The organism is Pantoea sp. OXWO6B1 (genome assembly GCF_001641135.1).
GTDB lineage: Bacteria > Pseudomonadota > Gammaproteobacteria > Enterobacterales > Enterobacteriaceae > Pantoea > Pantoea allii.
This window is the reverse complement of sequence record NZ_LWLR01000001.1, coordinates 2,487,314-2,500,591: the sequence shown is the minus strand read 5'-3', so window position 1 is coordinate 2,500,591 and position 13,278 is coordinate 2,487,314. Positions and strand designations below refer to the sequence as shown.

At 54.6% G+C, this 13,278-nt stretch carries 13 protein-coding genes; 6 read left to right on the top strand and 7 right to left on the bottom strand.

Annotation, left to right across the window (positions count from 1 at the left end; genetic code table 11):
- The first annotated feature begins 205 nt into the window (after window positions 1-205).
- Window positions 206-757 carry a GNAT family N-acetyltransferase gene (locus A6A26_RS13915; protein ID WP_063879281.1) on the top strand — a complete coding sequence of 184 codons (552 nt, stop codon included), beginning with the start codon at window positions 206-208 and terminating at the stop codon, window positions 755-757.
- Window positions 758-875: 118 nt separating this feature from the next.
- The gene (locus A6A26_RS13910; RefSeq protein ID WP_063879280.1) at window positions 876-2,300 is read left to right on the top strand and encodes an alpha,alpha-trehalose-phosphate synthase (UDP-forming); all 1,425 of its coding nucleotides are present in this window, start codon (window positions 876-878) and stop codon (window positions 2,298-2,300) included.
- Between the two features lie 114 nt (window positions 2,301-2,414).
- Here the strand turns inward: A6A26_RS13910 and rhaM are convergent, their stop codons facing one another.
- The 4 genes from rhaM to rhaB are packed head-to-tail and all read right to left on the bottom strand — an operon-like array spanning window position 2,415 to window position 6,293.
- The gene (gene rhaM, locus A6A26_RS13905) at window positions 2,415-2,729 is read right to left on the bottom strand and encodes an L-rhamnose mutarotase (RefSeq protein WP_063879279.1); all 315 of its coding nucleotides are present in this window, start codon (window positions 2,727-2,729) and stop codon (window positions 2,415-2,417) included.
- On the bottom strand, window positions 2,719-3,561 hold the full coding sequence (gene rhaD / locus A6A26_RS13900; RefSeq protein ID WP_063879278.1) for a rhamnulose-1-phosphate aldolase: 843 nt from the start codon (window positions 3,559-3,561) through the stop codon (window positions 2,719-2,721). The genes rhaM and rhaD overlap by 11 nt, the downstream gene beginning before the upstream one ends.
- A 10-nt stretch (window positions 3,562-3,571) precedes the next feature.
- Window positions 3,572-4,828 carry an L-rhamnose isomerase gene (locus A6A26_RS13895; protein ID WP_063879277.1) on the bottom strand — a complete coding sequence of 419 codons (1,257 nt, stop codon included), beginning with the start codon at window positions 4,826-4,828 and terminating at the stop codon, window positions 3,572-3,574.
- The gene (rhaB, locus tag A6A26_RS13890; RefSeq protein WP_063881160.1) at window positions 4,812-6,293 is read right to left on the bottom strand and encodes a rhamnulokinase; all 1,482 of its coding nucleotides are present in this window, start codon (window positions 6,291-6,293) and stop codon (window positions 4,812-4,814) included. The genes A6A26_RS13895 and rhaB overlap by 17 nt, the downstream gene beginning before the upstream one ends.
- A gap of 289 nt (window positions 6,294-6,582) precedes the next feature.
- Between rhaB and rhaS the strand changes: the two genes are divergently transcribed.
- A complete protein-coding gene (gene rhaS, locus A6A26_RS13885) occupies window positions 6,583-7,404 on the top strand; it encodes an HTH-type transcriptional activator RhaS (protein WP_063879276.1) in 822 nt (273 codons plus the stop codon).
- 14 nt (window positions 7,405-7,418) lie between these two features.
- Window positions 7,419-8,282, top strand: coding sequence for an HTH-type transcriptional activator RhaR (rhaR, locus tag A6A26_RS13880; protein WP_063879275.1), 864 nt, complete (start codon window positions 7,419-7,421; stop codon window positions 8,280-8,282).
- Between the two features lie 29 nt (window positions 8,283-8,311).
- Here the strand turns inward: rhaR and rhaT are convergent, their stop codons facing one another.
- Together rhaT and A6A26_RS13870 are read right to left on the bottom strand one after the other, a co-directional pair.
- The gene (gene rhaT / locus A6A26_RS13875) at window positions 8,312-9,346 is read right to left on the bottom strand and encodes an L-rhamnose/proton symporter RhaT (RefSeq protein ID WP_063879274.1); all 1,035 of its coding nucleotides are present in this window, start codon (window positions 9,344-9,346) and stop codon (window positions 8,312-8,314) included.
- Window positions 9,347-10,113: 767 nt separating this feature from the next.
- Window positions 10,114-10,419 (bottom strand): hypothetical protein, encoded by a 306-nt coding sequence (locus A6A26_RS13870; RefSeq protein WP_063879273.1) that lies wholly within the window; start codon window positions 10,417-10,419, stop codon window positions 10,114-10,116.
- A 376-nt stretch (window positions 10,420-10,795) separates the two neighbouring features.
- On the opposite strand from A6A26_RS13870, the gene A6A26_RS13865 reads away from it, so the two are divergent.
- Window positions 10,796-11,380: a sugar O-acetyltransferase gene (locus tag A6A26_RS13865; protein WP_063879272.1), complete on the top strand. Its 585-nt coding sequence runs from the start codon at window positions 10,796-10,798 to the stop codon at window positions 11,378-11,380.
- 165 nt (window positions 11,381-11,545) lie between these two features.
- Here A6A26_RS13865 and A6A26_RS13860 read toward each other — a convergent pair whose 3' ends face one another.
- Window positions 11,546-12,130 carry a histidine phosphatase family protein gene (locus tag A6A26_RS13860; protein WP_063879271.1) on the bottom strand — a complete coding sequence of 195 codons (585 nt, stop codon included), beginning with the start codon at window positions 12,128-12,130 and terminating at the stop codon, window positions 11,546-11,548.
- A 264-nt stretch (window positions 12,131-12,394) separates the two neighbouring features.
- On the opposite strand from A6A26_RS13860, the gene A6A26_RS13855 reads away from it, so the two are divergent.
- Window positions 12,395-12,910 (top strand): MFS transporter, encoded by a 516-nt coding sequence (locus A6A26_RS13855; RefSeq protein ID WP_063879270.1) that lies wholly within the window; start codon window positions 12,395-12,397, stop codon window positions 12,908-12,910.
- Window positions 12,911-13,278 lie beyond the last annotated feature (368 nt).

The window sequence follows — 13,278 nt, the reverse complement described above, 5'->3', positions numbered from 1 at the left end:
ACGCCTGTTCTGCGGGGGCGAATCTCTCGATAACCCATATTTGTCCAGCCTTACGTCGGATAACGGGCTCGGCGCGCCCACCTCGTCGCTTTTCCTTTGCACCCTTTTTACACCGCATCAGATTTTTTTTACGCCACTTTTACACGCCGGGCGCTTAAATCTACAGCACCGGGCGCAGATGCGTCCATGTACAAGGAAGCCGTTGATGAAATGCGTGAATGCGTCCTCTTTGCTGCCGGTTTGTGGTGATGCCGTGGTGGCGGATCTTGCCGAGCAGCAGCGCCTTCGCCTGATGTCTCCCCGTAAATGGTTCAGAGAGACGATGGAGGTTAATACCGATCCGGCCATGCTCAACCCGCGGCTGATTGCCCAGTGGCTGGGTGCGGTGATCCCTGATGCGCGTTTTCTGACGCTGGCACTGAACAGCAGTCTCTGTTTTGGGCTTTATCGCCATGACCGCCAGATTGGCTTTGCGCGCGTGGTCACCGACATGGCCGAAACCTGGATAATACAGGACCTGTTTATCTCGCCGGAATATCGCTATGTCGGACTGGGCTCCTGGCTGCTGCACTGCTGTCTGACGCATCCTGGTACCGGTGGCTGCCAGCGCATTATTGCCCTGAGTGACAGCGCGCCGGCTTTTCTGGAACGTAACGGGTTTATTTGTCATGACGCGCTGCCGGGCATTTATCTCAGGACGGTTTCACCTGATGGCCTGGGTGATTCGGTGCGTGCTGACCGCACCCAACACCATTAAACGAACAGGACGCCTTGCTATGTGCGGCCTGCTGCAGTTTCTCATCCGACCTCCACACGACGACTGTTGGACATCGGGCACGGCGACTGACGCCCTGCCCGCCCATAAGGAAAACACCATGTCAGGTTTTATCCTGGTATCACACAATCATTCACAACGTTCCACCCTGTCCGCCATTTATGAAGGTCTTCTTTCCCGCAACGGCGGACTCTGGATCAGTTGGGATGGCGAGACGGCGGTTCTGCCTCCTGATGCGCCGAGGCCGCTGAGCGCTGAGCAGAAAGACGCTTATGCAACCCTGACCTTTCCTCTGTCCAGGGACGAGGTGAATGAAGGTTATCACCAGTATGTTCATAAAGGGATGTGGCCGGTTTTCCACCAGCGTCCGGACCTGGCCCGCTTCTCTGCTGACGGCTATCGGGAATATAAAAAAATTAACGAAGCCTACGCACAGGTCATCTGTGATAACGCCATGCCCGACGACGCCATCTGGATACAGGATTACCACCTGTTAGGCTGCGCCCACTATCTGCGAGAGGCCGGACTGACCAACCCGGTGGGCTTTTTCCTGCATCAACCTTTTCCCTCGGGCAAGATGTTTGAGGCGATTCCCGACTGGCGCTGGCTCACAGAATCGCTGCTGTGCTGTGACCTGATTGGCTTTCAGACCGTTCAGGACATGAACAACTTTATCGTCTGGCTGGAGAGCGAATGTCGTACCGAGCGCCTGAGCGTTGACAGCATTCGCGTGCAGGGACGGATTGTGAAGCTCGGCGTCTTTCCTGTCGGGATTGATCTTGATGATGTGCGCTGTCTGCGTGACAGCAACAGCTGTGCCTTTATGGAAATGCAGTGCCGTGAAAGCTTAGCGGAAAACACCGTACTGAGCGGCGGCCATCTTGATGAAAGCGCCGGACTGCCTTACCGCATCAGCGCGATAGAAGTGCTGCTGCGCAAACATGCGGTCTATCAAAAAAATATTACCCTGCTACAGCTGGCACCGCACGCTGCGGGCTACGCGGACCGGGCACCGGGCATCGCGCACACGTTAGAAACCCTTTGCGGCGAATTTAACGGCGTACACGGCATGATGAACTGGTATCCCGTTAACTGTCTGACTCATGCCTACAGCCGTGAGGAACAGGCGGGCATTTATCGCGCCTCACGCGTAGCGCTGGTCACGCCGCTGATGTCGGGAATGAGTTTAATGGCAAAAATGTATGTGGCGTTGCAGGACCCGGATAACCCAGGCGTGCTGATTCTGTCGCAGTTTGCTGGCGCGGCAGAGCAAATGGACGGTGCGCTTATCGTCAATCCTTATGATCCGGATGCCATGGCCGATGCCATTCACAGCGCCCTGCAGATGCCATTGCGTGAACGGCGACATCTGCATGCGCGCCTGATGAAGGGCTTGCATCTGCATGACAGCCATCACTGGGCACAGGCATTTTTGTCGATGCTGAACGGCATGCCAGTGATCCCTGGCCCGGTCATGTCAGCCGTGCCCAACTTGCGCCTGGGCAGCAGCCGGGTTCGCTACTGAGGTTGTCGCCCTCCGCAGCGCCATTACGCAGGTCGGCGGTGACGCCAGAGCACCACCGCCGCAACCCTGCACAGGACAGGCCCTTTTCATCCGGCCCTGTCGCCCGATAACGGCCTAAGGCAGATAGAACATGGGCTGTAATGGTTCGCTGACCGGGCTGTTATCCGCATTCGTCACCATCACATCCTGCATGGATGCCCACCAGCGCTGGCACACCGCCGTCTGCGCCACCGCCTGCCAGCGCGCCTCTGATTCGATCTCCACGCTGGCAAAAAGCAGGTGGCGCGTCGTATCCAGCCAGATGGCATAGTGATGCGCACCGTGCGCTTTAAGCGTCTGTTCCAGCTCAGGCCAGATGGGCGAATGACGGCGCAGATACTCATCGTGGCAGTCCGGATGCACCTGCATCACAAACGCCTTACGCAACATCACTGCGCACCGCCTGAAGCGCCGCCGGCCAGGGCTTGACATTAAAGCGTTCACCCAGCGCGATTAACTGCGCCGTCGTGATGCTCTGACGTATGCCGCCCATCGACAGGGCTTTCACGACCACCTCAGACGACTTCTCCGCGGTATCGATCAGGCCGAAGGTGTCATCCAGCGTCGGCCCTGCGCCAAAGATCCCGTGGAACGGCCACATGACCAGGCTGTGAGTGGCCATTTCGTCAGCGGTCGCCTGACCGATGTCATCCGTGCCGGGCACCATCCAGGGCAGAACCCCGACGCCATCCGGAAACACCACCAGACATTCGGTACTGCCTTCCCACAGCAGGCGAGTGAAGCGCGCGGCGTCGAGGTTGACGACATAGCTCAGCGCCATAAAGTTTGTGGCATGGCAGTGCATAATCACCCTGTCGGCCCCTTGCGTAACGCGTTTGCGTACAGCGTGCGACTGGAAATGGGACGCCAGTTCTGATGTCGGCATTCCACCGTTACTCAGCCCCCAATGGATGCGATACGACAAGCCTTTGTCATCCACCTGCAACAGGACCAGGCTGTCCGCGGCATCAAGCTGAACGTTGCGAAAGAACTTGCCCGAGCCCGTGACCAGAAACCAGTCGTTGGCCAGGTCCGGGACAGGCTGACTTAACTCAACACAGCGCGGCTGCGCGTAAAAATCGGCGGCAAAAGGGGCTACCTCTTCCGGTAACAGGCGCAGGCTGACATTGCCGCCATTACGCTCATCCCAGCCTTTCAGCCACATATCACTGGTGACTTTCACCATCCCCTGCACAAACTCAGCGTTCAAAATAGTTTGCATAGCCTTTTCCTTAGCGTTGACGCAATGTGTGGTGTTCATAGTGACGAACCTCGCTCAGCCAGCTGGCATCAGCTGGCACATCATGGCGCAGGCACCAGGCTTCCCAGACCGCCTGCCACGGCAGAGATTTTTGCTCTTCGAGCAGTGCCAGACGCGCGGTGTAATCCCCTTCACGTTCCAGCGCTCTGAGCTGATCGCTCGGTTCCAGCAGGGCACGCAGCAAGGCTTTTTTGGTATTGCGTGTGCCAATCACCCAGGCGGCAATGCGGTTGATTGAGGCGTCAAAAAAGTCGAGACCGATATGCACTTTATCGAACAGCTTCTGGCGTGCGATTTCATGGGCAATGGCCTGGGTTTCATCATCCAACAGGACCACATGATCGCTGTCCCAGCGCACCGGACGGCTGACGTGCAGCAGTAGCCGCGGGACAAACAGCATCGCTGTCGAGATTTTGTCGGAGATCACTTCGGTGGGATGAAAATGGCCCGCATCCAGTGTCAGCGCAATCTGGCGACTGGCGGCGAAGCCCAGGCAGAATTCGTTGGAGCCAACCGTATAACTCTCTGCGCCGATGCCAAACAGCTTGCTTTCAACCGCATCGATATGGTGTTGCGGGTTGTATTTTTCGCTGATAATCGCATCCAGTGAGCTGGCCAGACGCTGGCGCGGTGCCGCACGATCGACCGTGAGATCTTTCATCCCATCCGGTACCCAAATATTCATAACGGAAGGCGTGCCAAGCTGCTCACCAAAGTAAGCCGAAATGCGGCGGCTGGCTTTGCAGTGATCGATCCAGAACTGACGGATGCCCGCATCGGCGTGCGCCAGCGTGAAACCCTCCGCACTGTGCGCATGGGAAAAACAGGTCGGGTTAAAATCCAGCCCGAGGTTGTTTTGCTTTGCCCATTCGACCCAGTGACGGAAATGCTGCGGTTCAATTGCATCGCGCTCAACCGGCTGATCACTTTCCAGGTAGATAGCATGCAGATTGACTCTTTTCGGGCCGGGAATTAACGACATGGCTTTATCCAGATCGGCACGCAGCTCAACCGCATTGCGCGCCCGGCCGGGATAATTGCCAGTTGCCTGGATACCGCCCGTCAGCTGGCCGTTGGGATTTTCAAATCCACGCACGTCGTCGCCTTGCCAGCAGTGCATGGAGACCGGGATCTCATCCAGTTGCGTCATTACCTGGTCGACATCGACGCCAATGGCAGCGTAACGGTGTTTAGCCAGCTCAAAAGCCTGTTCAATCAGCTTTGTCATAAGCACATTCCTTAGCGGGTTGGCACAGCGCGGCGAAGCGAGCCTGATGGGCTGCAAAGGCGCTGTGATTCTGCGGAGTAAAAGTTTCTAACGGGAAATTGCGGCTGATGCAGCGGCGGAGTTCAGCGACATCGCGCAGTTCTCCCAGTGCAATCAGCTGGCAGCCGACATTGCCGAGCGTGGAGGCCTCAACCGGCCCCGCCAGCACCGGCAACTGGCAGGCATCGGCGCACAGCTGGTTCAGCAGCGGGTTCTGGCTGCCGCCGCCGACAACATGCAACTGGCGCAATGGCGTGCCGCGCAACTGGCTGAGCTCCTCCATCGTCTGGCGGTAGAGCAGCGCCAGGCTGTCAAAAATCGTGCGGGCCAGTGCGGCGTCGGTATGCGGAACCGGCATTGCCTGTTCTGCACAGGCATGTTGAATGGCGTGCACCATATTTTCAGGATTGATGAATCGGGCATCGTTGGGATTGATCAACGCCTGGCAGGCTGGTTGACGGGCGGCGGCGTCAATCAACGCGCACAAATCGTGGATGCCGCGTTCCGAGCAGACACGCTGCAGCAGCCATAATCCCATAATGTTTTTCAGTATCCGGTAGCCTTCCGCGCCGCCTTCATTGGTGACGTTGGCATTCATCGCCGCGTCACTCACACAGGGTTGCAGGCTTTCAATCCCCATCAGCGACCAGGTACCCGAACTGAGGTAGGCGGTGTTGTCCGCCAGGAGCGGCGTCGCCAGAACGGCGCTGGCCGTATCGTGGGTGGCCACGGCGATGACCGGAATCGGTTTGCCGCTCGCACTGATAAAGTGACCGACCCTGTTGCCCGGAGGCTGCGGTTTACCGAACCACGCGGGATCGACGCCCGCCCAGGCCAACAGGTCAGAATCCCACTCACCGCTGTGGATGTTCAGCAACTGCGTCGTGGTGGCATTGGTGTATTCCCAGTTCATCACGCCCGTCAGGCGATAATGCAGATAGTCCGGGATCATCAGCGCATGTTTGACCCGCGCCTGCCAGTCCGGCTGTTGCAGATGCAGAGCACGCAGCTGATATAAGGTATTAAAAGGCAGGAACTGAATACCGGTACGTTGATAAATGGCCTGCTGCCCAAGGTCCTCGATGGCTTGTTTCATCAGGCCTTCGGTGCGCGGGTCCCGGTAGCTCACCGCCTCACCGACGCGTGCTCCTTCGGCATCCAGTAACACCAGATCCACGCCCCAGGTATCAATGCCGATGCTGTCGGGCACAATGCCCTCTTCATCCAGTTGCGCCAGTCCAGCCCGGATCTCGTGCTCCAGCCTGTCCAGATCCCAGCAGTCATAGCCGGCCTGGCAAACGCGTTGATTGGTAAAGCGGCGCACTTCGCGCAGCCTGATCTGCTGGCTGGCGGCCGTCCACTGTGCAAGCATCACGCGCCCGCTCGATGCGCCTAAATCAATCGCCACACTATTACGCATGCTCATCGCCTGTTCTTCCTGAAATGACATGGCGACAGGATACGCAGCGCACCCTGCTGTCACCTTAGCGGCACTGCCAGACGGTTAGCGGCACTGGCAGGGTGACAAAGGTGTTCGTGAGGAAGCTCACAGAACTCCTTAACGGCAGAGTTGTGAGCTTTCCCGCATTTTTATCAATCACTTAAGCGATCTTGAAAATTTCACGCATTTCCTGCGCTGCACGGTTCAAAATTCAAGGTAAGCTGCACATCGCCTGCGTAGACTCGGTTGCAGTTTTGTTAAACGAGGGCGAATCATGACTGTTCTGCATAGTGCTGATTTCTTTCCGGCTGGCGATTACGCCATTGCCATTGAGCCGCGTGTGCCCCAGCAGGCGTTTCCTGAACATCACCATGATTTTCACGAAATTGTGCTGGTCGAACAGGGTTCAGGCATTCATGTGTTCAATGGTCAGGCGCAGACATTAAGCGCCGGTTGCGTCTGCTTTGTGCGCGATCACGATCGTCATCTGTATGAGAAAACCGACAACCTGTGCCTGACGAACGTGCTGTATCGCAGTCCGGTGGCGTTTCGTTTTCTATCGGGCTTACAGGCGTTGCTGCCCCTGGAGGATGACCGTGGGTGCGCGTCTCACTGGCGGATTAATCAAAAAGCGATGGCGCAGGCCCTGCTCCTGGTGGAACAGATGACGCCGCAGGCGGTGTGGTCGCTGGAGCGTCAGGCGCATCAGGAAAGGCAGTTTTTACAGTTACTCGTACTGCTGCGTGAAGCGGCGCACAACCCCAACGCGCAGGATCAGGAAGCCAGGCTGCACCGGTTGCTAGACTGGTTGAATGATCACTACAGTGAGGAGATTAGCTGGGAAGCACTGGCCGATCGCTTCTCGCTGTCACTGCGTACACTGCATCGCCAGATGAAGCAGCAAACCGGTAGCACGCCACAGCGATATCTTAACCGGCTGCGTTTATTGCAGGCTCGCCACCTGCTGCGTCACAGCGATATGCGCATAACGGACATCGCCTATCAGTGTGGATTCGGTGACAGTAACCATTTTTCTACCCTGTTCAGACGGGAATTTGGCTGCGCGCCCCGAACGGAGCGCCAGCCTATGTGGTAAGCGGAGCATTAACTATGTCACTGATCCTGTCACGTAAGGACTACTTCCCGGCCAGCAACTTGCCCATTGCTGTGGCTGAACGTATGCCACAGCCCTCCTTTCCGCCGCATCAGCATACTTTCAGCGAGATCGTTATCGTCTGGCGCGGCAATGGCCTGCATATCCTTAACGATCGCCCGTGGCTGATTACCTGCGGCGATGTTTTTTATATTTGCGACAGCGACTGCCATAGCTATGACAGCGTGCACGATCTGGCCCTTGATAACATTCTGTATTGCCGGGACCGTTTTCATCTTGCGCTTGACTGGGGCCAGCTGTTACCGCCCCAACAAGAAACCATGCCCAGTGGCTGGCGGCTCACGACTCGTGGTATGACGCTGGCACGGGGCGTCATTAGCCAGCTGGAGCGCGAGAGCCGCAAAAGTGATGCGCTCTCCGTGCAACTGTCCGAGGCGCTTTTTTTGCAGCTGGCGCTGATTTTACGTCGCCATGGTTATGCTCCCGAACGTGCCGGCTCCCTGCCTGAAGGCGAGCAACTGGATCGGCTGATGTCGGCACTGTTAGTGGACATCAGTCGCCCCTTGAATCTGGCAGACTTTTGCGAGCAGCATCAGCTGAGTGAACGCTCGCTTAAGCAGCTGTTCCGCCAGCAAACCGGCATGACAATTGGCCACTATTTACGTCAGTTACAGCTGTGTCAGGCCAAACATTTATTGCGCACCCAGTCCGGTTTAATCAGCGAGATTGCGGCGCAGTGTGGGTTTGACGACAGTAACTATTTTTCTGTGGTATTTACGCGAGAAACCGGCCTGACACCCAGTGCCTGGCGGCAGCGCTTTCTGCCACAACGCCTGCGCACCGATAATGAAAAAGCCTGACGTCAGCGTCAGGCCTGATTTCTTTTGTTTCAGGAAGCCATGCCAAGCCCGACGATGTTGGCCGCGATAATGATAACCACACAGCCAATCGATAACACCCGAACCGGACGGCGTCCCACGTCCTTCCACTCTTTCAGCACCAGCCCTACCACGCCGCCACACAGCACATACAGACTCATGTGCAGCATCCAGCTGACAAAGTCATACTGCGGCGGGATTTTGGCGTGTCCCCAGGCATAGAAGAAAAACTGCAAATACCACATGGTTCCACCCAGAATGGCGAAGGCGATATTGGCGAACAGTAGCGGTTTCGCGATGGAAAAGTCCTGCCGCACTGACAGCTCTGGCTTCAGCGCCAGGCGCATAAAACAGTACGCCAGGTTAATCACCGCCCCGCCGCCCATGATGACCACATAGCTGGGTAACGCCACGTAAAGAGGATTAATGCCCAGGCTGGCGGCCGCCTCATGCATGGGTTTCGCCGCATCCATTGCGAACGACATCCCGGCTGAAAAAATACCGCAGATGACGGCCAGCACCAGGCCTTTCTTCAGGTTGAACTCTTCCGCGTTAATCCCTAGCGCCCGCTCTTTCAGTAACCCCGCACGCGAGACGATGGCCACGCCCACCAATGCCACCAGCACACCCAGCAGCGTCATGCGGCCGCCGGGCGAGTTGAACAGCTCGACGAACCGGCCCTGCAGCAGCGGCGTCATCAATGTGCCGACGACAAGCGTAATACCAATCGCGATCCCGATGCCCATCGACATGCCCAGATAGCGCATGGTGAGCCCATAGTTAATATTGCCCACGCCCCACATAGCACCGAACAGAAACACCGGCAGCAACTGCGAGGCGCTGAAGCTGGTGTAATAAGCCCAGAAGTTTGGCAGCAGTACCGCACTGACCGCCCATGGCAAGATCAGCCACGACATCACACCGCCCACCGACCACATGGTTTCCCATGACCACTTTTTCACCTGCTTAAACGGAGCATAAAAACAGGCGGCACTGGCGGCCCCCACCAGATGCCAGAAAATACCTGCAATAATGGCGCTGTTCATTGTTATTCCTTTTTCAGGTTGAGGCCAAACAGGAAACCGATGTTTCCCGATTAGCAGCAGTCTAGAGGGAGCTGCTTTCTCTCAGCCTTTGAATGGCTGCCGGGAAAATAAAGTGGCTGGCAAAATCCAGTGAGTCATCAACATAAGGATCACAAATTCGCATTTGCCGATCTTTCGCAGGCTGTTAATTATAAGTTATTTATTATTCGGGTAATTTTCCTTTTTTGTTAAATGGAACAGCAAAACCATCACGACACTGCCGGGATGTCCTTTAACGTGGCATTCACATCAAGTGACGCAGCCTCTGACTGCCTCGCAGCGTGAACGGCAGACGAGAACACATGCGCGGGCCAGGGAATGAACAACGGTATGGGTAGTCGGGAGGGATAAATCAGGTGTGCGGTGGTCAGCGCGGTTTATTCGCGGGCTGTCTGTCGCGACAGGACAGGGTTTTCTCTCGTCATCGCATCAAGCGGGTTTATGGCACCGCGGACAGCCACAGCAGATAGTGCGCCCCGGTGTTGAACGCGGTCTTCACACGTAAGTTCTGCACGTCAGGTTTACAGGATTAAACAGCGCGAGGTTTCGGATAGATGGCATCGGGTATTTTTTTACCCGATGCCATGAAAAGCAGAGAAAGCCATTGCTGACATGCACATTTTATTCTGTTCACCGTGCGTCATCTTAACGAAGTTGCACGTCTTACGCGTCCGTTGAAAAATCGCGCCTGCGTGTCATCCCAGCCCTGAGCGAAGGAGAAAACATCATTAAAAAAGCGTTTCGCTAATACATATTTCCTCGACCCGAATAATATTCGCCACAGGAAACCCGGCCATATCGTCGCGGAATGCCTGGCTACGCATATATTGCTCATTCAGATGTTGAACATGACATCCCTCCGGTAAGGTGACCACAGCCATCACCTGATTTTGCTGGTCATTTCCCCCCAGAAACACATTGTCCACCTCTATGCCAAATTTCAGCAAACTGACCCTGTGTTTTGGCCAGCACTGTCTGAAATACTCCACAGCGCTCGCTTTATCCTTCAGTGTATAAATTCTTAACTGCTTCATAAAACCACGCCTCGCTGTCATGACCGGGAAATGAGGAGCCATAGTAAAAAACGGCGTTGGCAAAATTTATGCAAAAAAGCACATCTACGCTTTGCTTACATTTTGCTGTGACGGGTTTCGGGCGCTGAAACCTCAACCAGCGTGACGTTGGATAACGGCGGTGCCTGCGTCTGGTAGCGGGTCGGCATGGCGTCGTTCCCCTGCTGTTTCTTAATATGATTAAATCGTGTGCGATACATGTTTAAAGGCGCGAACATGCCACAGACGCATCCGGGACTGTCAGGGCCGCAGGGGTGACAGAAACGCGCTAAGCTGGATAGCACCTGAACACGGTGCCTGAGATAAAGACATTTAAGCCGAAAGGATAAGGAAGAAGATGAACGAGGTGACCCGAGTACCAGATGGTACTTTGTATGATGCAAACCATGATGAACGCATTCTTCAACGCCGGGGGCTCGCTAAGATGCTTTGTTATGACTATAACCTGAGTCGGCCTGATAATAATGAAACACGCCTTGCGCTGCTCACCCGGCTGCTTAAAAAGTGTGGCAGCAATCCCGTTATCGAACCCCCTTTTTACTGCGACTATGGCGTTAACATTACGATTGGCGACAATTTTTACGCTAACCATAATCTTATTATTCTTGATGGGGCTGACGTGGTGATCGGTGATAACGTCTTTCTCGCACCCAACGTCGGTATTTATACCGCAGGCCATCCTCTGGATGCCGAACGCCGAAATCAGGGACTGGAATACGCGAGCCCTGTGACCATCGGCAATAATGTCTGGATTGGTGCGGGTGTCAGCATTATTCCGGGCATAACAATAGGTAACAACGTTGTCATCGGGGCGGGAAGCGTAGTGGTCAAGGATATTCCGTCAGGCGTTCTGGCTGTGGGTAATCCTTGCCGCGTCGTGCGTGAAATAACCGAAAAAGATCACGCCCGCACCTCATTTTGAAAAGAGGAGCTTGTAACCTGCTGCTGCGCAGTAGAATGCTCAGCCATCAGGCTGGACGCTTTCCGCCTTTTCAGCGTGACGCGAGTCGATTCATTTGACTCAGCTGCGCGCCCAACCCTGGGCGCTGGCTCTGCATTTACCTTACATGCAGAGCCGCTAAGTCAGTCAATGATGAGCGCTGTCAGGGCATTCCGTTGAGACGCCATTCAGCCCCTCAGTCTCGTGAGAAAACGATTTGAAATGCTGCTGGTCGTCAATTTTCACAACATACAGTGAATCAAAATCTGCCGAGGGCCAGTCAGGGATCTGCCCGGCATCACCTCCCGTTTTTTCAACCAGCGTTCGGGCTGCCGTGACCAAATTTTTATGTTCCCAGGCGATAAATGTCAGCGGAACCTGTTTTTCTGAAAGCAGGTCAGAGACCAGTTTACCCGGTTTGTCAGCGTGAAAACGAAGTATCACAGGCTTCGAAATCTGGACCGCCAGGGGAATAATGGTGGAAAGTGGGCGCAGTGAACTTCCTGTTTTATCCTCTTTAGGTGCAGAAGCATAAAGCGCATCCGGGTTTCCATAGCGGCTAAGCAACACAGCAGGAAGCTTCAGGGCGCGGTTCAGTCCTTTGCAGGTCAGTTGCCCACTGGTGTTATCGGGTTTCTCCCCATGACGGAAGAAAACATACGTGCTGTCCGCGTCGGCACTCAATGGGATCATGATGGTCAGTCCAAACAGCAGCACAAAAATTTTCTTCATCCGTATTTCCTGTCAGCGTTAAAAACAGATCTTATAGCTTATTTTATGCTCATCTATGATGACAACGCGTAAATGACAGGTATTTAGTGAATTGCAGAATCTGGACCTTAAAAGCTTCTTTTACTGGCGATGCAACAATTTGCTCTTAGTTTACGCTCTTTGAATTCCAGGCAAATATAGGCCTGTTCATTTCACCAGGGCCGCCTCCCTTCCTGAAAGCGTAACGCGCCACACCCAGCTGAAACCACATGCTTAACTTCTGCAATGACTTTCACCTCTGACGCTGGAAAAGTCTGGCCATCACTAAATGTAGGTCTTGCTTTTCTTCCACTAACCCTGATGGTTACATTAGGCAGCTTTAGTGCCGGAAAGCTCAATAGCCTGTTCGGCCCTTTTAGGCTGATAGCCGGATGTTATGGGCTCTACGCTGCAGGATTCGCAGGACTCATGATACTAAATGAAAATGCATACTACTGGCAGATCGCGCTTTGCTTTCCGCTTCTCAGCCTTGCTGCCGGCATCATTACGCCAGTCGCTACAGCAGCGGTCATGAATGCTGTTGTCAAAGAACAATCGGGACTTGCTGCCGGTGTACTCAATGCCAGCCGGCAAGCTGGTTCTGCGCTGGGCGTCGCCATCTTTGGTGGTCTCCTTGGTGATATAAAAACCCTCGCAGAGAATCCAGATACAGCTATTTATATCGGTATCGCTTTCTCACTTCTTGGCGGCCTGGTATGGATCATTTGCATGGACAGACATTCTGCCTCTGTAAAAACTTAAAAAATCTGATTATTGAGATAATGTCCGCTTTATATGAGAAACGGACATTGACTTATATAACGTCCTACTCAGAACACCACTATGTATCAATAATCAATTAAATAAATTCTGCTAAATAAACCGGAACTACGGCTTCATAAAAATATTCTTTCGAGTAAGCAGCAACGTCCCGCTTGATTAAGGATAGCGTTGCATCGACCCGTTGAACTCGCAGCACGAGGCGGACTTTAGAAGGGGAACGGTTCGCTTTGAGCGAGAAGCGAAAGATAACTGTTCCCTGCGTATAGCCACGATAATGTCCTTTTACAGGTCTATAGAAGCCATGGCGATTCAGTTATTAAGGGTTGTGCGTCTTTTCTATAGATATT

What these genes read in the sequence shown, in the direction of transcription:
- A6A26_RS13915 (WP_063879281.1), top strand. Translation starts at nt 206, where the DNA reads ATGAAATGCGTGAATGCGTCCTCTTTGCTGCCGGTTTGTGGTGATGCC.
- A6A26_RS13910 (WP_063879280.1), top strand. Translation starts at nt 876, where the DNA reads ATGTCAGGTTTTATCCTGGTATCACACAATCATTCACAACGTTCCACC.
- rhaM (WP_063879279.1), bottom strand. Translation starts at nt 2,729, where the DNA reads ATGTTGCGTAAGGCGTTTGTGATGCAGGTGCATCCGGACTGCCACGAT.
- rhaD (WP_063879278.1), bottom strand. Translation starts at nt 3,561, where the DNA reads ATGCAAACTATTTTGAACGCTGAGTTTGTGCAGGGGATGGTGAAAGTC.
- A6A26_RS13895 (WP_063879277.1), bottom strand. Translation starts at nt 4,828, where the DNA reads ATGACAAAGCTGATTGAACAGGCTTTTGAGCTGGCTAAACACCGTTAC.
- rhaB (WP_063881160.1), bottom strand. Translation starts at nt 6,293, where the DNA reads ATGAGCATGCGTAATAGTGTGGCGATTGATTTAGGCGCATCGAGCGGG.
- rhaS (WP_063879276.1), top strand. Translation starts at nt 6,583, where the DNA reads ATGACTGTTCTGCATAGTGCTGATTTCTTTCCGGCTGGCGATTACGCC.
- rhaR (WP_063879275.1), top strand. Translation starts at nt 7,419, where the DNA reads ATGTCACTGATCCTGTCACGTAAGGACTACTTCCCGGCCAGCAACTTG.
- rhaT (WP_063879274.1), bottom strand. Translation starts at nt 9,346, where the DNA reads ATGAACAGCGCCATTATTGCAGGTATTTTCTGGCATCTGGTGGGGGCC.
- A6A26_RS13870 (WP_063879273.1), bottom strand. Translation starts at nt 10,419, where the DNA reads ATGAAGCAGTTAAGAATTTATACACTGAAGGATAAAGCGAGCGCTGTG.
- A6A26_RS13865 (WP_063879272.1), top strand. Translation starts at nt 10,796, where the DNA reads ATGAACGAGGTGACCCGAGTACCAGATGGTACTTTGTATGATGCAAAC.
- A6A26_RS13860 (WP_063879271.1), bottom strand. Translation starts at nt 12,130, where the DNA reads ATGAAGAAAATTTTTGTGCTGCTGTTTGGACTGACCATCATGATCCCA.
- A6A26_RS13855 (WP_063879270.1), top strand. Translation starts at nt 12,395, where the DNA reads ATGACTTTCACCTCTGACGCTGGAAAAGTCTGGCCATCACTAAATGTA.